The sequence below is a fragment of the Streptomyces pluripotens genome (assembly GCF_000802245.2).
Lineage (GTDB): Bacteria > Actinomycetota > Actinomycetes > Streptomycetales > Streptomycetaceae > Streptomyces > Streptomyces pluripotens.
This window is the reverse complement of record NZ_CP021080.1, coordinates 3,857,667-3,876,567: the sequence shown is the minus strand read 5'-3', so window position 1 is coordinate 3,876,567 and position 18,901 is coordinate 3,857,667. Positions and strand designations below refer to the sequence as shown.

21 protein-coding genes are annotated in these 18,901 nt (G+C 69.8%); 11 read left to right on the top strand and 10 right to left on the bottom strand.

Annotated elements, in window-relative coordinates; translation table 11 throughout:
- Positions 1 to 57: 57 nt before the first annotated feature.
- Complete coding sequence (locus LK06_RS33775; RefSeq protein WP_167747946.1) at positions 58 to 231, bottom strand: hypothetical protein; 174 nt, start codon at positions 229 to 231, stop codon at positions 58 to 60.
- A gap of 154 nt (positions 232 to 385) precedes the next feature.
- Here LK06_RS33775 and LK06_RS17535 point away from each other — a divergent pair, with 154 nt between their 5' ends.
- Together LK06_RS17535 and LK06_RS33770 are read left to right on the top strand one after the other, a co-directional pair.
- Positions 386 to 1,243, top strand: coding sequence for an SCO4651 family lipoprotein (locus LK06_RS17535; protein ID WP_039654691.1), 858 nt, complete (start codon positions 386 to 388; stop codon positions 1,241 to 1,243).
- Between the two features lie 112 nt (positions 1,244 to 1,355).
- Complete coding sequence (locus LK06_RS33770; protein ID WP_167747945.1) at positions 1,356 to 1,523, top strand: hypothetical protein; 168 nt, start codon at positions 1,356 to 1,358, stop codon at positions 1,521 to 1,523.
- 42 nt (positions 1,524 to 1,565) lie between these two features.
- On the opposite strand, the gene LK06_RS17530 is transcribed toward LK06_RS33770, so the two are convergent.
- A complete protein-coding gene (locus LK06_RS17530; RefSeq protein WP_039654690.1) occupies positions 1,566 to 1,910 on the bottom strand; it encodes a metal-sensitive transcriptional regulator in 345 nt (114 codons plus the stop codon).
- A 206-nt stretch (positions 1,911 to 2,116) separates the two neighbouring features.
- On the opposite strand from LK06_RS17530, the gene LK06_RS17525 reads away from it, so the two are divergent.
- The 3 genes from LK06_RS17525 (at position 2,117) to LK06_RS17515 (ending at position 4,033) form a co-directional block, all read left to right on the top strand.
- Complete coding sequence (locus tag LK06_RS17525) at positions 2,117 to 2,737, top strand: DUF47 domain-containing protein (protein ID WP_039654689.1); 621 nt, start codon at positions 2,117 to 2,119, stop codon at positions 2,735 to 2,737.
- A gap of 7 nt (positions 2,738 to 2,744) precedes the next feature.
- Complete coding sequence (locus tag LK06_RS17520; protein ID WP_039654688.1) at positions 2,745 to 3,743, top strand: inorganic phosphate transporter; 999 nt, start codon at positions 2,745 to 2,747, stop codon at positions 3,741 to 3,743.
- 92 nt (positions 3,744 to 3,835) lie between these two features.
- Positions 3,836 to 4,033, top strand: coding sequence for a hypothetical protein (locus LK06_RS17515; RefSeq protein ID WP_039654687.1), 198 nt, complete (start codon positions 3,836 to 3,838; stop codon positions 4,031 to 4,033).
- A gap of 117 nt (positions 4,034 to 4,150) precedes the next feature.
- Here the strand turns inward: LK06_RS17515 and pstB are convergent, their stop codons facing one another.
- The 4 genes from pstB to pstS form a co-directional block, all read right to left on the bottom strand.
- Entirely contained in the window at positions 4,151 to 4,927 is a 777-nt protein-coding gene (gene pstB / locus LK06_RS17510; RefSeq protein ID WP_039654686.1) for a phosphate ABC transporter ATP-binding protein PstB, read from the bottom strand.
- A gap of 38 nt (positions 4,928 to 4,965) precedes the next feature.
- Positions 4,966 to 6,042 (bottom strand): phosphate ABC transporter permease PstA, encoded by a 1,077-nt coding sequence (gene pstA, locus LK06_RS17505; RefSeq protein WP_039654685.1) that lies wholly within the window; start codon positions 6,040 to 6,042, stop codon positions 4,966 to 4,968.
- On the bottom strand, positions 6,039 to 7,028 hold the full coding sequence (gene pstC, locus LK06_RS17500; RefSeq protein ID WP_039654684.1) for a phosphate ABC transporter permease subunit PstC: 990 nt from the start codon (positions 7,026 to 7,028) through the stop codon (positions 6,039 to 6,041). The genes pstA and pstC overlap by 4 nt, the downstream gene beginning before the upstream one ends.
- A 158-nt stretch (positions 7,029 to 7,186) precedes the next feature.
- Complete coding sequence (gene pstS / locus LK06_RS17495; RefSeq protein WP_039654809.1) at positions 7,187 to 8,323, bottom strand: phosphate ABC transporter substrate-binding protein PstS; 1,137 nt, start codon at positions 8,321 to 8,323, stop codon at positions 7,187 to 7,189.
- 322 nt (positions 8,324 to 8,645) lie between these two features.
- Here pstS and LK06_RS17490 point away from each other — a divergent pair, with 322 nt between their 5' ends.
- On the top strand, positions 8,646 to 10,265 hold the full coding sequence (locus tag LK06_RS17490; RefSeq protein WP_039654683.1) for an FAD-binding oxidoreductase: 1,620 nt from the start codon (positions 8,646 to 8,648) through the stop codon (positions 10,263 to 10,265).
- A gap of 260 nt (positions 10,266 to 10,525) precedes the next feature.
- Here LK06_RS17490 and LK06_RS17485 read toward each other — a convergent pair whose 3' ends face one another.
- From LK06_RS17485 to LK06_RS17475, 3 genes are all read right to left on the bottom strand, one after another.
- A complete protein-coding gene (locus LK06_RS17485) occupies positions 10,526 to 11,233 on the bottom strand; it encodes a phosphatase PAP2 family protein (RefSeq protein ID WP_039654682.1) in 708 nt (235 codons plus the stop codon).
- A 229-nt stretch (positions 11,234 to 11,462) separates the two neighbouring features.
- Complete coding sequence (locus LK06_RS17480) at positions 11,463 to 12,470, bottom strand: C40 family peptidase (protein WP_039654681.1); 1,008 nt, start codon at positions 12,468 to 12,470, stop codon at positions 11,463 to 11,465.
- Positions 12,471 to 12,575: 105 nt separating this feature from the next.
- On the bottom strand, positions 12,576 to 13,178 hold the full coding sequence (locus tag LK06_RS17475) for a ScbR family autoregulator-binding transcription factor (protein ID WP_039654680.1): 603 nt from the start codon (positions 13,176 to 13,178) through the stop codon (positions 12,576 to 12,578).
- 131 nt (positions 13,179 to 13,309) lie between these two features.
- On the opposite strand from LK06_RS17475, the gene LK06_RS17470 reads away from it, so the two are divergent.
- From LK06_RS17470 to LK06_RS17460, 3 genes are all read left to right on the top strand, one after another.
- Positions 13,310 to 14,254: a ScbA/BarX family gamma-butyrolactone biosynthesis protein gene (locus LK06_RS17470; protein ID WP_063837895.1), complete on the top strand. Its 945-nt coding sequence runs from the start codon at positions 13,310 to 13,312 to the stop codon at positions 14,252 to 14,254.
- Between the two features lie 2 nt (positions 14,255 to 14,256).
- A complete protein-coding gene (locus LK06_RS17465) occupies positions 14,257 to 14,520 on the top strand; it encodes a LysR family transcriptional regulator (RefSeq protein ID WP_039654679.1) in 264 nt (87 codons plus the stop codon).
- A gap of 65 nt (positions 14,521 to 14,585) precedes the next feature.
- A complete protein-coding gene (locus LK06_RS17460; protein ID WP_043433946.1) occupies positions 14,586 to 15,284 on the top strand; it encodes an HAD family hydrolase in 699 nt (232 codons plus the stop codon).
- An 85-nt stretch (positions 15,285 to 15,369) separates the two neighbouring features.
- Here the strand turns inward: LK06_RS17460 and LK06_RS17455 are convergent, their stop codons facing one another.
- Positions 15,370 to 15,936, bottom strand: a complete 567-nt coding sequence (locus LK06_RS17455) for a TetR family transcriptional regulator (RefSeq protein WP_234367435.1) — start codon at positions 15,934 to 15,936, stop codon at positions 15,370 to 15,372.
- A 98-nt stretch (positions 15,937 to 16,034) separates the two neighbouring features.
- On the opposite strand from LK06_RS17455, the gene LK06_RS17450 reads away from it, so the two are divergent.
- Positions 16,035 to 17,168, top strand: coding sequence for an acyl-CoA dehydrogenase family protein (locus LK06_RS17450; protein WP_039654677.1), 1,134 nt, complete (start codon positions 16,035 to 16,037; stop codon positions 17,166 to 17,168).
- Positions 17,169 to 17,308: 140 nt separating this feature from the next.
- Entirely contained in the window at positions 17,309 to 18,898 is a 1,590-nt protein-coding gene (locus LK06_RS17445) for an aminotransferase class I/II-fold pyridoxal phosphate-dependent enzyme (protein WP_071659265.1), read from the top strand.
- Positions 18,899 to 18,901 lie beyond the last annotated feature (3 nt).

The following is an 18,901-nucleotide window of genomic DNA, read 5'->3' as shown; positions in this document are numbered from 1 at the left end:
AGAACACCTGAGTGCAGGGAGCACGCCGGGAACACGGCGCGGGACGGCCGAGCGCCGTCAAGCGACCGCCGCGTGCGCCTCTGCGTCCGCACGGGCCTGGCTACGGGCCCGGCGAGCCGGACCGCGCCAGCCGCACGTGCAGCGGGCCACGCAGAAGCGGCCCTGTTCGATCGTCGTCGCGAGGTGTTCCTGCCCCTGCCGAGCCCGCTCCGGCCCGTCCTGCTCTCCCACGATGACAACCGTACCCAGCTCCGGGCCAAAGCGTTCCTGTGCGGTTCACCAGGCTCGCGCCGCTGCCCCCGGCCGAGCGTGACGGCCCTCCCGACCCCTCGTTAACCCGGAGGACAGGCGGCCCACGGACGCACCCGCTGGGGGTAGGCAGGCGATGGATCGGCGGCAGCAGCACCGGCGCGCGGGCAGAACGGTCGTCGCGGTGGGAATCATGTGCGGTCTCGGAGCGGGGGCCGCCGGCTGTTCCGGCGGGGCCTCGGCCGAGGGGGCCACCGGCACGGGCGACCCGGTCGCCACCCTGCACCAAGCTGCCGACGCACTGCGCGGCGCGGGCAGCTCGAAGGCCAGCACCGCGATGGAGATGGCCACGGGCGGGACCGTGGTCACCATCCGCGGCAAGGGCGTCTACGACTACCGGCGCCGGCTCGGCCAACTCACGGTGGTCCTTCCCGAGGACCCCACAGGCGTCTCCGAACACCGGCCCATCACCGAACTCCTCACTCCCGGCGCCCTGTTCATGAAGAACCGGGGCGCCGGCGTGCCCGCCGACAAATGGGTGCGGGTGGAGACCGCCACACTGTCCGACGGCAACCTGGTCACGGGCGGCGCGACCGACCCGTACGCAGCGGCCGAGGTGTTACGCGGGACGCGGACGGCGGCCTATGTCGGCCAAACCAAGGTCGGCGGGACCCAGGTGCGGCACTACCGGGGAACGGCAGACCTGATCCGTGCGGCCGGCAGCGCCTCGGCGGACGTGCGGGCCGCCCTGGCAGCAGCGGCGAAGGGGTTCGCCACGGCCGAGGTGCCGTTCGACGTCTACCTGGACGACGAGGGCCGTATCCGCAAACTCCGCCAGCGCTTCAGCTTCGTCAACGGCCACCAGAAGGCGGCCGTGGCGGTCGCCTCGACCACCCTGCTGTACGACTTCGGCGCCCCCGTGGAAGTACGCCTGCCGCGCCCCGAGGACATCTACCCGGGCCGGATCGCCGACGACGTGTCGTCACGCGGATAGCCACGGCACTAGTCCGGTGCGCCACCCCCGAACTAGCCCGTCCGTGCCATGCGCGGTGTGTGGGGGCCTGCCTACCCTAGGAAGTCGGTGACGGCGGGGGGAGGTGAGGCGGGTGGCTCCGGTCGGCGGTACGGCGGTTCAGGACCACGTGGCCCTCGCCGAGATCGAGCTGTGCGGGGAGCTGATCATCGCGGCCTCGGCCGCCGAGGAGCGGCTCAGTCTGGAGAGCATCGACGAGGTCCTGCGCGTGGCAGAGGAACGGGAGTCGGCCGAGGTCTGAGACGTGCTCGCCCGTGCTGCCGCGTCGCCGGTACTGCCGCGCTCAGGTGCGCAGCAGGCGACCGATCGCCTTCGTCGCCTCGTCGACCTTCGCGTCGATCTCGTCACCGCCCTTGAGGGCCGCGTCCGCGACGCAGTGGCGCAGGTGCTCCTCCAGCAGTTGCAGCGCGAACGACTGCAGGGCTTTGGTGGAGGCGGAGACCTGGGTGAGTATGTCGATGCAGTACGTGTCCTCTTCGACCATCCGCTGCAGTCCGCGGATCTGCCCCTCGATCCGGCGCAGCCGCTTGAGGTGCTCGTCCTTCTGCTTGTGGTAGCCGTGCGTGGTGTGCGGGGCCTCGTCCGCGCCCTCGGAAGGTGCCGGGGTGCCGGCCTCGGTCGTCGTCATCGCGGACCTCCATATCGGGACGAGCTGCGGATAGATACCCCTAGAGGGTATATCGTATCGAATTTCGCCGGTCCCGGAGCCCTTGATACGCCCCCGTGCTGATCACCGTGCCTGATGGGCGACACTGGGATGCGGCCCGATAGCCGTGGCCGGACGATGCGCCTAGCATCAGCCTGACCGAAACCGAAGCACCCCAAGGACCCCACGTGCGCTTTCGTCTGACCCCCAGGGAGACGAGCTTCTACGACATGTTCGCCGCATCCGCGGACAACATCGTCACGGGCTCGAAACTCCTGATGGAACTGCTCGGGGCGGACTCCTCCGCCCGGGCCGAGATCGCGGAGCGTATGCGGGCAGCGGAACACGCGGGTGACGACGCGACGCACGCGATCTTCCACCAGCTGAACTCCTCCTTCATCACACCGTTCGACCGCGAGGACATCTATGCCCTCGCCGGTTCCCTCGACGACATCATGGACTTCATGGAGGAGGCCGTCGACCTGGTCGTCCTCTACAACATCGAGGAACTACCCAGGGGTGTCGAGCAGCAGATCGAGGTACTGGCCCGGGCCGCCGACCTCACGGCGGAGGCCATGCCGAACCTCCGGACGCTGGACAACCTCACCGAGTACTGGATCGAGGTGAACCGTCTGGAGAACCAGGCGGACCAGATCCACCGGAAGCTGCTGGCCCACCTCTTCAACGGCAAGTACGACGCGATCGAGGTCCTCAAGCTCAAGCAGATCGTGGACGTCCTGGAAGAGGCGGCGGACGCGTTCGAACACGTGGCGAACACGGTGGAGACCATCGCGGTCAAGGAGTCCTGAGGCGTCGATGGACACCTTCGCCCTGATCGTGACCATCGCGGTCGCGCTCTTCTTCACGTACACAAACGGTTTCCACGACTCGGCGAACGCGATCGCGACCTCCGTGTCGACCCGGGCCCTGACGCCCCGGGCCGCTCTCGCCATGGCGGCCGTGATGAACCTCGCCGGCGCCTTTCTCGGCTCCGGAGTCGCCAAGACGGTCAGCGAGGGACTGATCGAGACCCCGTCCGGCTCGACGGGCATGGCCATCCTCTTCTCGGCCCTCATCGGCGCGATCGCCTGGAACCTGGTCACCTGGTATTTCGGCCTGCCCTCTTCCTCTTCCCACGCGTTGTTCGGGGGGCTGGTCGGTGCCGCCCTGGCGGGCGGCACCGGCGTGCTCTGGAACGGTGTGCTCGACAAGGTCGTCATCCCGATGATCCTGTCCCCGGTCGTCGGACTGATCGTCGGTTACCTGGCCATGGCGGCGATCATGTGGATCTTCCGCCGGACCAACCCGCACAAGACCAAGCGCGGTTTCCGCATGGCCCAAACCGTCTCGGCGGCCGGCATGGCCCTCGGACACGGCCTCCAGGACGCCCAGAAGACCATGGGTGTCGTGGTGATGGCGCTGGTCATCTCCGGCCATGAGACCTTCGGCGAGCCGATCCCGGTGTGGGTGAAGATCGTGTCCGCCGTGATGCTGTCCCTGGGGACGTACGCAGGCGGCTGGCGCATCATGCGCACACTGGGCCGCAAGATCATCGAGCTCGACCCGCCGCAGGGCTTCGCCGCGGAGGCCACCGGCGCGTCGATCATGTTCGGTACGGCGTTCCTCTTCAAGGCACCGATCTCCACGACCCACGTCATCACCTCTGCGATCATGGGCGTGGGCGCCACCAAGCGCCTCAACGCCGTCCGCTGGGGAGTGGCCAAGAACATCGTCCTGGGCTGGTTCATCACGATGCCGGCAGCGGCCGTGGTCGCGGCGTGCAGTTACTGGCTGATCAATCTCGCAGTTCTCTAGCGCCGCGGCACCAACCCGGCCCCAGCTCGGTGACCTCGCGCGCACATCGTTCGTTCTTGCCGCGGACCGCCCCTGTCCATGGAGGGTTGGCCGTGTCGATCCGGAGCAAGCGGATCATGCCCGTCGGGGGAACACCCGCCGCCCTGAGCACCGCCGTCGTCTTCGGGGCCCGGTCGGCCTCGGCGGCCGGCTTCCCGGTGCGCACCCCGTCCTACGGCAGGCACGCGGAGGGCAGCGCCGGGTCACCGGGCTTCATCGCCGGACTCGCCACCGGCGCCGACGGCTACTGATCCACGGGTGCCGATGACGAAGTGGGCCCGCCCCCGGGAACAGGGGCGGGCCCTTTTTCGTCCTCGCGATGGCACCGCCATGCAGCACCGCGAGGGGTCTTGCGGAACGGCCCCGGCTCAGCCGAAGCGGCCCGAGATGTAGTCCTCCGTCGCCTGGACCGACGGGTTGGAGAAGATGCGCTCGGTGTCGTCGATCTCGATCAGGCGACCGGGCTGCCCCACCGCCGCGAGGTTGAAGAAGGCCGTACGGTCCGAGACGCGCGCCGCCTGCTGCATGTTGTGCGTCACGATGACGATCGTGAAGCGCTCCTTCAGCTCGCCGATCAGGTCCTCGATGGCGAGGGTGGAGATCGGGTCCAGAGCGGAGCAGGGCTCGTCCATCAGGAGCACCTGCGGCTCCACCGCGATGGCGCGGGCGATGCACAGGCGCTGCTGCTGGCCGCCCGACAGGCCCGAGCCGGGCTTGTTCAGACGGTCCTTGACCTCGTTCCAGAGGTTGGCGCCCTTGAGGGATTTCTCGACGACGTCGTCCAGTTCGCTCTTCTTGAACCCGCCGTTCAGGCGCAGGCCGGCCACGACGTTCTCGTAGATCGACATGGTCGGGAACGGGTTCGGGCGCTGGAAGACCATGCCGACCGTGCGGCGCACGGCGACCGGGTCGACGCCCGCGCCGTACAGGTCCTGGTCGTCCAGGAGGACCTTGCCCTCCACGCGCCCGCCGGGTGTGACCTCGTGCATGCGGTTGAGGGTGCGCAGGAAGGTGGACTTGCCGCAGCCGGAGGGGCCGATGAACGCCGTCACCGAGCGCGGCTCCACCGTCATCGAGATGTCCTCGATCGCTTTGTGGGCGCTGTAGTAGGCGGTCAGTCCGCTTACGTCGATTCGCTTGGCCATTACTACTTCACTTCCAGTCAGTCGCTGAGGGGCCGCGGTCAGCGACCGGTCTTCGGGGCCTTCCAGCGGGCGATACCGCGGGCCACCATGTTGAGGATCATCACGAAGGCGATCAGGACGAGGGCAGCCGACCACGCACGCTCGTAGGAGGCGTCCGTACCGAGAACGTACTGCTCGTAGACGTAGAACGGCAGCGAGGACTGCGGTCCGTGGAACGGGTCGTTGTTGATCAGCTGGTTACCGAACACGAGCAGCAGCACCGGGGCGGTCTCGCCGGCGATGCGGGCCACGGCCAGCATGATGCCGGTGGTGATACCGCCGATCGCGGTGGGCAGGACCACCTTCAAGATGGTGCGCCACTTCGGCACGCCGAGTGCCAGTGACGCCTCGCGCAGCTCGTTCGGCACGAGCTTGAGCATCTCCTCGGTCGACCGCACGACGATCGGGATCATCAGGATGACCAGCGCCAGCGAACCGGCGAAGCCCGAGTAGGAGAAGCCGAGGACCAGGATCCAGAAGGCCAGGATGAACAGACCGGAGACGACCGACGGGATACCCGTCATGACGTCGACGAAGAAGGTGACGGCCAGCGCCAGCTTGCCGCGCCCGTACTCCACGAGGTAGATCGCGGTGAGCACACCGATCGGCACGGCGATCAGGGAGGCGAGGCCCACCTGTTCCAGGGTGCCGATGATGGCGTGGTAGACACCGCCGCCTTGGTCACTGGAGAGCACCCCGCCCATCGAGTGGGTCAGGAAGTGCCCGTTGAGGTTCTTGATCCCCTTGGCGACGGTCGTCGCCACCAGCGAGAACAGCGGGACGACGGCGACCACGAAGCACGCCCACACCAGGCTGGTGGCCACCCGGTCCTTGGCCTGCCGGCGGTCCTCCAGGACAGCGGTGGTCACGTACGTGCCGAGGACGAAGAGGACGAGCGCGATCAGGCCCCACTGCAGGTGACTGGCCAGGTCGAAGACCAGCCCGGTCACGCTGCCGAGGACCACGGCGGCCACTGCGATGGCGAGGGGCGCCCAGCGGGGCATCCGGCGATGGGCGAGGGCACCACCCGGGACCAGGGAGTCCGCGACGCGCTTGCCGGTCATGGTGTCACTCATGCGTTGGCCCCCGAGTACTCCTTGCGGCGGGCGATGATCACCCGGGCCGCTCCGTTGACCAGCAGGGTGATCACGAAGAGCACGAGACCGGAGGCGATGAGGGCGTCACGGCCGAGCTTCGTGGCCTCGCCGAAGTGCGAGGCGATGTTCGCGGCGAAAGTACCGCCGCCCGGGTCGAGCAGGTGCGCGCTCAGGACGTCGGAGGACGACAGCACGGTGGCCACGGCCATGGTCTCGCCCAGGGCACGGCCCAGGCCCAGCATGGATGCGCTGATGATGCCGGAGCGGGCGAACGGCAGGACCGCGACGCGGATGACCTCCCAGCGGGTGGCACCGAGGGCCAGCGCGGCCTCCTCGTGCGCCTGCGGGACCTGGCGGATGACCTCGCGGCTGACGTTGGTGATGATCGGCAGGATCATGATCGCCAGCAGGATGCTCACGGTGAACAGGTTGCGGGGCGCGGTGCCGACGTTGGTCTGGTCGAAGATGACCGTCCAGCCGAGGTAGTGGTCCAGCCAGGAGGTGAGGCCCTCCATGTGCGGCACCAGGAAGAGGGCGCCCCACAGGCCGTAGACGATGCTGGGCACCGCGGCGAGCAGGTCGACGATGTAGGCGAGCGGGGTGCCCAGCTTGCGCGGCGCGTAGTGCGTCATGAACAGCGCGATGCCGACGGCAACGGGCACGGCGATGAGCATCGCGATGACCGAGCTGACGAGCGTGCCGTAGAGCAGGACCGCGATGCCGAAGACCGGCGGGTTGGCGTTCGCGTTCCACTCGAAGGTGGTCAGGAAGTTCGCGTGGTCCTGGGAGATGGCGCTCACGGCACGGACCGTGAGGAAGACCGCGATGGCGGCCATGATCGTCAGCAGCAGGATGCCGGACCCCCGGGTCATGCCCGAGAAGACGCGGTCACCGAAGCGGGTGACGGAGCCTGCCGCGTTCCCGGCGGGAGGCGCTGGTGAAGTCTTTTCTGTGGATATTCCCATGGTCGTTTCTCCGGTCTGGTTGGGGGATTGCTCCCCCGGCGGCGGTGCACCGGATGAGTGGCGGCGCCAGTCCGGTCCCGTGGCCACGAGGGCCACGGGACCGGACCTGGACGGGGTCCGTCCGGCTCCCTGCGGGTGCCGGACGAAAGCCCCGGGCGTCAGGAGATGTTGCTGATGGCGGAGCGGACCTTGGTGGCGATCTCCGTCGGCAGCGGGGCGTAGCTCTGGTCGGCGAGCTTGCTCTGGGCGTCCTCGCTGGAGATGTAGTTCAGGAACGCCTTGGTGGTCGGCAGGGTGTCGGCCTTGTTGCCCTTGTCGCAGACGATCTCGTAGGTGACCAGGACGATCGGCCAGGCGCCGTCCGCCTTGGTGGCGTAGTCGAGCTGGAGCGACAGGTCACCGTTGGTGCCGACGATCTTGGCGGCGGCGATGGCCTTGGAGGCGGAGTCGGTGGTCAGCGCGACCGGCTGGGCGGCGCCCGTGTTCAGCTGGGCCATCTGCAGCTTGTTGGAGGTGGCGTACGACAGCTCGTCGTAGCCGATGGCGCCGTTGGTCTGCTTGACGCCGGCGGCCACACCGGAGGAACCCTGAGCGGACTGGCCGCCCTTGGCCTGCCAGGACTTGCCGCCGCTGTACTTCCAGTCGGACGGGGCCGCGGCCTTCAGGTACTTGGTGAAGTTGTCGGTGGTGCCCGAGTCCTCGGTGCGGTGGTAGGCCTGGATCGCCAGGTCGGGCAGCTTGACGCCCGGGTTCAGCTTCGCGATCGCCGGGTCGTTCCACTTCTTGATCTTCGAGTCGAAGATCTTGGCGAGGGTGGGGGCGTCCAGCGTGAGGTTGTCCACGCCGTCCAGGTTGTAGATGATCGCGATCGGGCCGCCGACCATCGGCAGGTCGATGGCCTGGCCACCGCTGCACACCTTCTTGGACTGGGTGATCTCCTCGGGCTTCAGCGCCGAGTCGGAACCAGCGAACGCGGTGTTGCCCTGCAGGAACTCCTGGATGCCCGCGCCGGAGCCCACGCCCTTGTAGTTGATCTGGACGCCCGAGCAGGCGCCCATGAAGTCCTTGGACCACTGGCCCATCGCGTTCTGCTGCGCGGTGGAACCGGAGGCCAGCAGGTTGCCCTTGGCGTTGTCGCACTTGACGGAGCCGGCCGCCTTGGCCGAGGCGGAGGACGTGCTGCTCGCGCCGTCGTTGTTGTTGTCGGAGCCGCACGCCGTCAGGGCCAGGGCACCGGAGACGGCGACAGCACCGAGGGAAAGGGCGCGCAGCCGGTTCTTGCGCTGAAGCTTCACTTTCGGGAGTTCCTTCCAGGAGCCGCCGCTGTCGGCGGCGCGCGAGGTGAGTGAGTGCGTGAGCGCATCCATGTCCGCCCTCCGCACCTGGTACGGCCGAAATTAGGCAGAACAGGTGAAGCCACCGAAGGTCGTAAGTGAACGAATGGTGAACCCCTGCCATCGGCCCGGTGAGGTCACGGAATGCTTACGGGGAGAGCACGTGGAGGTTTCCGAAGACCGGGTTACGCGCACACGTATTCGACGTTCGTTCACCGATCGCGGGAACCCTCCTGCACATGGCGCCGTCTCGTTCCAGGAGAGCCGAGGAAAGGCGACGGACATGGAACGGCGTACGTTCATCTGGGGCAGCGCCGCTGCCCTTGCGACGACCGCACTGACCGCGTGCGGCGCGAGTGGCAGCCCTTCCGCCTCAGCGGCAGCACACGCCGGCACGCCGTCCGGCCCATCGTCCCCCACGTCCACGAAGACCACCAACGCGACCACCAACGCGACCGCAGGCTCGACCACCGGTGCGACCACCGGCGTGAGGGCCGCCGCGAACTGGACGGCCCTCGCCCACGACCTGGACGGAACCCTGGTCCGGCCCGGCGACGCCTCTTGGAAGACGGCGCACCAGCTGTACAACACCCGCTTCGATGACCTCAGACCCGCCGCGGTGGCCTACGCCGCGCACCCCGGTGACATCCGCACCGTCCTGGCCTACGCCCGCGCCCACGGGATCCGGGTGTCCATACGCAACGGCGGCCACTCCTACGCGGGCTACTCCTCCGGCGACAACCGTCTGATCGTCGACGTATCCAGGCTGAACCGGGTCCGGGTCAGTGGCGCGGAGGCAGTGGTGGGCGCCGGTTCCAAACTGATCGACGTCTACCGCGGGCTAGCCGCGAAGGGCGTGACCATACCCGCGGGCTCTTGCCCCACGGTCGGCGTCTCCGGCCTGGTGCTCGGCGGTGGCCACGGGGTCGCCTCCCGCGCCTACGGACTGACCTGCGACAGCCTCACCCGTGCCACCCTGATCACGGCGGACGGCACCCAGGTCACCGCCGACGCGAACCAGCACTCCGACCTCTTCTGGGCGCTGCGCGGGGCCGGTAACGGCAACTTCGGCGTGGTCACCGAGTTGCACTTCAGGACCCACCCGGCACCGCAGGCAGTCACCGCGTACCTGACGTGGCCGTGGGCGAAGGCCGCCGCAGTGCTGAGGGCCTGGCAGGAGTGGGGCCCCAGCCAGCCCGACGAGATCTGGTCCGCACTGCACCTGTCATGTTCGCCTGGCCGCACCCCGGCCATCTCGGTGGCCTGCTTCTCCCTGGGCACCTACGGCGAACTCCAGAACGCCGTTGACGGCCTGGCCCACCAGGCCGGCGCCGACGCCTCCTCGGTCTCCCTGCACCGCCGCGGCTACGAGGAGGCGATGGAGATCTACGCCGGCTGCTCCTCCTTCTCCGTCGACGCCCAGTGCCACCTGCCCGGCTCCTCCCCCGGCCGTTCCCTGCAGGGCAGGCTGGACCGCGAGACCTACGCGGCCCGCTCCGACTTCTTCGACCGCTCCCTGTCCGCGGCGGGCATCCAGACCGTGCTCGACCAGATCCGCTCGGTGCGGGGCGGCGCGGGCAGCATCGCGTTCACGGCTCTCGGCGGGGCGGTCAACCGGGTCTCCCCCACGGCGACCGCCTTCGTCCACCGCCGCTCCCGGATGCTGGCCCAGTACATCGTCTCCTGGGGTGCGGGCTCCTCCGGCGCTGCCGCCCGCTCCTGGCTGGCCTCGGCGCACGGCGCGATGCAGCCGTACGCATCCGGAGCCGCCTACCAGAACTACACCGACCCGACCCTGAGGAACTGGCGCGAGGCGTACTACGGGGCTGCCGCGGCCAAGCTGACCAGGGTGAAGGAGCAGTACGACCCGACGAGGTTCTTCTCCTACCCGCAGGGGCTGTAGGGCCGGCGCATGGTGCCGGGGCTGCGGCCCGGACTGGGCGGAGAGCCCCCCGCCCAGTCCGGGAGGCGACTGGGTCGGCTGTCCGGGTCACCCGGCCCGAGAACGGCCGACCGGGTCGCCTGGTCGGGGCGGCTGTCCGGGTCGCACCCGGTCCGGGGGCGGCTGTCCGGGTCACCCAACCGACCGGCGGGGAACACCGTGCGGGGCCTGCGGGTGGCGCGCGCCGCGGATGCGGGACGGTCGACACGCGGTGCCCGGGGTCACGCCGCCAGGTCGCGCTCCTCGGTTTCCGCGGGGGTCCTCGCGCCGGGCGGCCGGGTGTCCCGGTCGCGGCCCCCGGCCGCCGGCCGGGGGCGTACGAGCCATCCGGCCCGCGGTGAGCGCTCCACGGCCCGCATCAGCGGGGTGAGCAGGGCCGCGGCCAGCGGGGACAGGAGCAGGACGACCGCCGTGCCCAGCGCGAGTCCGCCGACGACGTCGGTTGGGTAGTGCACGCCCATGAACACCCGACAGAACCCCTCCAGCAGAGCGAGCCCGATCCCCACGATGCCGAATCTGCGGTGGGCGACGAAGAGCCCGACGCCGAGAGCCATGGTGATCGTCGCGTGGTCACTGACGAAGGAGAAGTCGGTCTTGCCGGAGACCAGGACGTCCAGGCCCTGGTGGTCGTGGAAGGGGCGGGGGCGTTCGACGAAGCCCCGGATCGGTACGTTCACCAGCACCGCGAGGCCGGCCGCGAGCGGGGCCCACACCAGGGCGGCCACCGAGGACGCCGCCTCCTCACCGCCCTTCCGCCGTACGGACCACCAGCACCAGAGCACCAGCAGCACCATGGCCAGGAGCAGCCCGTACTCTCCGACGAACGCCATGAGCCGGTCGAACCATCCGGGCGCGGTCTTCGCCAGGCCGTTGATGTCGTAGAGCAGGTCGACGTCGGGGTTCGATCCGGACTCGGCGAGTACAGCCATGATGCTGTGGCCCCTTCGTCGTGTTCCCGGACGCACCTCTTGTGCGTCGCTCCTGCCCCCCGTGGTGCGTAGATCCGCTTCAGCTGCACTGCCGCACTGACGTCCGCTCGGCTACGTCAACAGGAACGCACGGGCACCGTCCATACGTTCCGCTCTCCACTGAATGATCACTCAGACGTTATCGAAGAGAGACTCATCACCGCAGCTCAGGGGGTGGGTTCACACTCGGTCACACCTTGGCGGGGAGCGCTTTTGCGCCATCTTCGGTGACCCTGGTAGCACCGAAGTAATCATGGGTGTCGACCGGGTCGAACCGGATCACGGCACCCGTGCGTGGTGCGTCGATCATGTACCCGCCGCCGACGTAGATGCCCACATGATGGATGGCGCGGGAGTCAGTGAGGTCGTTGGAGAAGAACACCAGGTCACCCGGGAGCAGTTGATCCCGCGCGGGGTGTGGTCCCGCGTTGTACTGGTCGTTGGCGACCCGGGGCAGGTCGATGCCGACGCTCGCGTACGCGGCCTGGGTCAGCCCCGAGCAGTCGAAGCGACCGCCCTGTTCGGGGGTCCCCTCGCCGCCCCACAGATAGGGGGTGCCGAGCTTCTTCTGGGCGAAGGCGATCGCGCCCGCGGCCTGTCGGGTCGGGTCGATCCGATGGACTGGTGCGGCGAAGCTCTGCTCCAGGCTGCGGATTCGCTTCACGTAGTTCTGCGTCTCCCGGATCGGCGGAACCCCGCCCGCCTTTATCACCCGGTAGGCACCGGCGTTGTAGGCGGCGAGCATGTTGTCCGAGACGTCGCCGGGAACGTCCTTGACGTACTTGGCGAGTTCGCAGTCGTACGAAGCAGCCGACGGAATCGCGTCGTTCGGGTCCCAGATGTCACGCTTGCCGTCGCCGTTGCCGTCGATGCCGTGTGTGGCCCAGGTGCTGGGGATGAACTGGGCGATTCCCCGCGCGTCGGCAGGGCTGACGACGGTTGGGTTCCAGCCACTCTCCTGGTACAGCTGGGCGGCGAGCAGGGGCGGACTGAGCGCGGGGCACAGGTTGCCCCATGTCTGCACGAGCGGCTTGTAGGCGGCCGGAACGGCCCCCTTGGCCAGTCCCCGGCTGCCCGAGACGACCCCGTTGACCAGGTTCCCTGCGACGACGTACACGCCGACGACGAGCAGCATCACGAACGCGAGCGCGACTCCGAGACCGGCACCAGCCGCGATCCACGCCTTATGCACCGTCAACCGCCCCTCGCCGTCCGGGAGTACGCTGGGCGTCAGTGTACGGCCGCAGGGTCCCGCGGCGGCCGTAGGCGGCCCCGGTCGTACCCTGTCCAGCCGGGGGACGGGCTAATCACGCAGCCCTTCGAGCACGACCGTCCGCAACTCGGAGTACCGCTCCGCGAGATCGGCGCGCCTGCTGAGGACGTCGGAGATGTGCTGCATGCCGAAGAACGCGGAGACGATGACCCGGGCTGCCGAGCTCGGCGTGACCCCGGCGCGCAGCTCACCGGTCTTCCTGATCGCCTCGACCAGGCCGGTGAGGTAGTCCTCCCAGCCGATGTACGGCTTGGGCAGGTCGGCGTCGATGAGGGACCGCTCGATCTGCAGCCGGGCGCCGGCCTGCACCACGACGTCGTCACGGAAGGCCTCGGTGACCCGGTCCAGCACGGCGACGAGGGCCTCGTACGGCGGCAGCTCACGCGACGAGACTTCCTCCAGGAGCACCGGCCAGCGGGCGTAGTGCTCCTGGACCACGGCGACGGCGAGATCCTCCTTGTTCTTGTAGTGGAAGTACACCGCCCCCTTGGTCATCGAAGCCCGTTCGGCGACGTCCTGCAGCGTCACCGTGGCGTACCCGCGTTCGGCGAAGAGTTCAGCCGCCATCCGCAGGATGTGGGCACGGGTTCGCCGTGCTCGTTCCTGCTTCGGCTCGGCCCTGCTTCCCGGCATGTCGTAGCACCTTCCTTTGGTTCTCCATTGCAATATACATTCCCGAAGGTATATTTCTTGCCGGGGGGCGGCCGAGAGCCGATCGGGGCCCCTCACTCTGCGCGTACACATCGTCCTGGGGGGAATCAGGCATGTCTGTAAGCACACTGCCGTCCATGTGGGCTCCGGTGGAGCGCGCGCGGGCCGGTCTCACCTTCGACCGCACGGTTCCGCGCCAACTGGTGCACCGCGCCTCCGTCACCGAGGTTTTCCTCACCGACGGGGCACAGGTCGCCTCCGGCCGCTTCCTGGTGGGCGCCCAGTGGCCGCGCCACCACTCGCTCTACCATCCCGACCAGTCCGGACGCTGCGACTTCATGCTGCTCGCTGAAACGGTTCGGCAGGCCGGGATCTTCCTGATGCACCGCTTCTACGACGTCCCGCTGGGGCGCCACTTCGTCTTCAAGTCCCTCGACCTGCACATCGATGACCTGGACGCGCTGCGGGTGGGCGACACCCCGCTCGGTGCGGTCCTGGACGTCTCCGTGACGGCGACCGGCCGCCCGGACGGGAGCCGTTTCGACGCCCAGCTCGACGTCACCATCGAGGTCGGCGGCCAGCCCTGCGCACGCAGCTCGGTCGCCGTGGTCATGGTCGACGCACGCCGCTACGAGGTCGTGCGACACCGTGGCCGGGACCTCACCGATGTCGCCACGGTCACGCCCCCGGCGACATGCTCGGCGGCACCGGTCATCGCCGGCCGTCAGGACGCCAACGTACTGCTGCGCACAGCGGCCGACGCCGACTCCACCACCTGGCTGCTCCACGTCGACCTGCAGCACCCGGGCTACTTTGAGCACCCTTCGGACCACGTGCCCGGCATGATGCTGCTGGAGGCGTTCCGCCAGGCAGGCCACCTGACCGCAGCCAGCGGCTGTTCCCTCACCTCACTCGAAGCCCGGTTCCGGTCCTTCGGGGAACTGTTCCAGTCCATCACCATCCGCTCGTCCGCCGGCCCCAGCGGACTGCTGCGGCTGACCGCAGCACAGGGCGAGCGCACCCTCGCCGAAGCCGACGCCCTCTTCATCCGGGACTGACCATGGACCTGCAGCGTCTGCGCACCTTCCGCGAAGTGGCCCGCGAGCTGAGTTTCACCCGCGCGGCCCACAACCTGCACTACTCCCAGCCGACCATCACGGCCCAGATCAAGGGGCTGGAGGAGGCCGTCGGCACACAGCTGTTCGTGCGCCGCGGCAACCGCGCCGTCCAACTCACTTCGGCGGGCACCCGGCTGTGCCCGTACGCCGACCGGATCCTGGACCTGGTCGAGGCCGCCCGCACGGAGCTGCACACCGGGCGGTGACACTCCCGCCCGACGGCACACAGCCCGTTCCGCATCCACAGCACCCGCGGAGGTTTCCCGGTCCCATGACCACCGATCCCGTCAGAGCCGCGTTCTTCGACGTCGACGACACGCTCATCACCTGCAAGAGCATGCTGGCCTTCCTCGGTTTCCACTGGGGCCGCGAGGGCCGCACCCCCGCCCGGCTGACCGCGGCACGGGCCGCGCTCGACCACCAGCTCCGCTCGGGCGTGCCCCGTGAGCAGGTCAACCGCGCCTACTACCGGCTGCTGCGCGGCAGCCGCGAGGCGGACCTGGAGCAGAGCGGCCGCCTCTGGTTCGCCCACGAGAACCCCCGCGGCCTCTTCCACCCACCGGTCCGCGAGGCCTTGCGACGGCACCACCGCGCCGGTGACCTCACGATCCTGCTCTCCGGTTCCTTCACCGCCTGCCTGGCACCGATCGGCCAGGCAGTGGCGGCCGACTTCGTCGTCTGCACGACCCCCGAGACCGCAGACGGTCTCCTGACCGGCGAGCTGACCGACCGTCCGATGATCGGTCGGGCCAAGGCGGAAGCGGCACACCGCATCATGACGGCGTTCGCGCTGGATCCGGCCGACTGCCACGCCTACGCGGACGACGCGAGCGATCTGCCCGTACTCACGAGCGTGGGCCATCCGGTGGTGGTGGGCAGCGATCCGGTCCTGACCTCCCGGGCCACCCAGCACGACTGGCCCCGTCTGCCGGGCCCCGCCCTGAACGGCCTGTTGCCGCGGGCGGCCTGACCCACGCTCAACGGTTCCCCTCACCCCGGAAGTCTGCGGGGAACCACGCGAGCCGCCGGCGCAGCGGCGCCCGGCCCCGCACCGCTCAGGAGCCGGGCGCCGCCACAGCCCCCAACACGAGGTCCCAGACCTCAAGGACCTCGTTGTCGCTTCCCTCCTGCCTCGTGCTCCAGCGGGTCGAGTGCATCCCCATCACCAGGGCCACCACGAACCGGACCAGCACCTCGGGCCGGTGCCCCGCGTCAATCCGACCCTCCCGCTGAGCATCGACGACCAACGCGTGCAATCGCGCGCGGAGCTCTCCGAGGGGCGCCGGCTCCCGCCGGTCCGTCCGGGCCGCGTCGGTCGCCAGCCTCAGCCCCGCAGCGAACCGCACGTCGTCGTCTATGCGGCGGGCCAGCCCCACGGTGAGCTCACGCAGCGAGTTCCCGACCGAGGCCAGCACCGTGCGCCACGCCTCCTCGAACCACCGGGTCAGCTCCTCGGCCAGCTCCGCCTTGGAGGCGAAGTGGCCGTAGAGCGCGCCCTTGGTGAGCCGGGCACGGGCGACGACGTCGGACAGATTCGTGCCCGCGAAGCCATGGCGAACGAACTCGGCAGCCGCCGAATCGAGGAGCAGCTCATGTGTCCGACGCGCTCTGTCCTGCTTCACCACGTCCGTCCCCACTGTCGACCGGTGTAACCACCAAAGAAAATACCTTCCCGGTCGAATCTTTTTCTACCCGCAAACTTTCCGCTGGAGAGACAGCCATGACCACCGCTCTTCCTGCTCCGCCCCTCGCCCCGACCGCCGTCACCGCCCTGGCGGGCCAGCACGCCCACACCACCGAAGAGATCGGCCGCCTGCACCCGGACGTGGTCGGGGCCCTGCCGGCGGCCGGCTTCGCGCGCCACTTCGTCCCACGCCGCTGGGGCGGCCGGGCCGGCGGCTTCACCGAGCTGGTCAACGCGGTGGCCGCGGTCGGCGAAGCATGCACCTCCACCGCCTGGTGCTCCGCGCTGTTGGCGGGGCACGCCCGACTGGCGGCCCATCTGCCCGAGCAAGCCCAGGCGGAGCTGTGGGCCCACTCGCCCGACACCGCGATAGCGGCGGCGGTGGTCCCACCTGCCGGACAACTCACCCGAACCCCCGGAGGCTGGCGTCTGACCGGGCGCTGGTCGTGGGCGAGCGGCGTGGAGCACGCCGACTGGATCCTGCTCGCCACAGAGGAGGAACGGCCGACCCGTCCGCCTGCCTGCCGCATCCTGCTGCTGCCCCGCCGGGACGTCCGGGTGCACCACACCTGGGACAGCGTCGGTCTGCGCGGCACGGGCAGCCACTCCGTCACCGTCGCGAACGCCTTCGTTCCAGAACACCGCTCCTGCCTGCGGGACACCCTGCTGACAGGCGTACCGGATGCGGACGCCGCCCCCTGCCACCGGGTGCCGTACCCCCTGGTCGCCGCGCTGCTGTTCTGCGCCCCCGGGCTCGGCGCGGCCCGGGGTGCCCTCGACGCCTGGACCGCGCTCAGCCACGAGCGCGGCGGCCCGGCCGACACCGCCGCCCAGCAGACGTTCGCCCGCTGCTCGGGCGACATCGACGCGGCGGCACTGCTGCTGGAGGCGGCGGCACAGCGCGCCGACCGGGCTGCGCTCACCCCACCGGCGGCCTTCGAGCCGGGGACCGCGGCCCGCAACCAGCGCGACGCCGCACACGCCGCCGACCTCCTGACCGGCGCCGTGGAGCGCCTGTTCCGCACGGCAGGCGTCCGCGCGCTGGCCCGGACGAGCCCCCTGCAACGCGCCTGGCGTGACCTCCACGCGGTCGCCGCCCATGCAACCCTGCAGCCGGGCCGCGCCGCAGCGGCCTACGCGCAGGCAGCGTTTTCGCAGGTCGACGCGTAGCGCGCAGGCGTCCGCCTGGCCCGGGAGAAGCCACCTCTCCCGGGCCCGGCGGGCGCCTGCGGCAGCTGTTCCGTCAACTGCTTCATCAAGGTTCCCGATAATATTTGATACCTTCGCGAAGGTTTTGTTTTCATGGATCCATGACCGAACCCACCAGCTCCACTCCCGCCTCGGAGGACGACGCACCGGCGCCGCTCCCAGGACGACACGGGGCGAGCAGGACGCCGCTGGCCGATGCCGTACTCGCGGTGGCCCGCCGGGACATCGCCTCTTTCCACGCCCTGCCGCTCTCCCACGGCAGGTCGATCCGCGACTCCCGCATCCGGGAGTCCTACGAGGCCCTCTTCGGCGCCGCCCAGCTCGCCGCCGACGTGTCGTACAGCGGCACGATGCTCGACTCGTTCTTCCGCCCGCGCGGCCCGCTGCGCGAGGCGCAGCGGCTCTCCGCCGAGGGCTTCGGCGCCGACGCGACGTTCTTCCTGTCGACCGGCACCAGCACCGCCAACCGGGTCGCCCTGACCGCGCTGGCCCGCCCCGGGAGCCGGGTACTCGCCGACCGCAGCTGCCACCAGTCCGTGCACTTCGCCCTCGGCGCGCTCGGCGTGGACGTCACCTACGCGCCCATGCAGCGGTGCTGCACCGGTTGCCCCCGCACCTTCGGCGACCTGCCCCGGCTGCTGGAGATGTTCCGGACGGCGGTGGCCGAGGGCCAGCCCTACGACACGGTCGTACTGTCGGCGGTGTCGTACGACGGAGTCCGCTACGACCTGCCGACGGTGCTCGCCGAACTGGCCGCCGCACACCCCACGGTGTCCGTGCTGGTCGACGAGGCGTGGGGCGCGGTGCACCGCTTCCACCCCCGGCTCCGGCCGCTGACCGCGCTGCACGCGGTGGAGACCCTGCGGCGCGCCAAGGGCACACCGCCCCTGACGGTGGCCGTGACGCACTCCGCGCACAAGTCGATGTCCGCGCTGCGGCAGGGCTCGTACCTGCACCTCATAGGCGACGGCGAGGCCCAGGAACGGACCGCGCAGGCACTGTTCCAGCACCACACCACCTCGCCCAGCTGGCCGGTGCTGGCGAGCCTGGACCTGGCGCGGCTGCAGGCCGAGACCGAGGGCGAGCAACTGCTGGACCGCTCGCTGCGCCTGGCCCGCACCCTGCGCACGGAGCTGAGCACCGACCCGCGCCTGTCGGCCTACCGCGCGCTGGGCCCCGAAGGCCATCTGACCGACCCGGCCCTGCTGGTGAGCGACGACCCGACGCGGGTCCTGGTGGACATCGGCGCACTCGGCATCACCGCCGCCGACTTCCGCCGGATCCTCTTCGACGAGTACGCCCTCTACGTGGCCCGGGAGAGCGGCGACGCCGTGCTCTTCCACGTCCACATCGGCGTCGATGAGGCCACGCTGCTCCGGCTACTCGATGCGCTGCGCACCATCCAGCGCACCTACCGGACGGCGTCCGCGGCCCTGACGCAGGGCACGTCGGACCACTTCATCATCGCGTACCCGCCGGGCATCCCGATCACCGTGCCGGGTGAGCGCCTGTGCGACCGCACCCTCGGCGAGATCGACGCGCTGCGCTCCAGCGGCTGCGAGATCTACACGCTGCAGCACCCCACCGTGTCCCCGGCGGCTTCCGTACCGCCCGCACGCCCTGCCGTTTCCGCCGTTCCAACCGCCCCCGCGGTATCCGCTGCCACCGCAGTTCCCGCCGGAAGGAAGTGACCG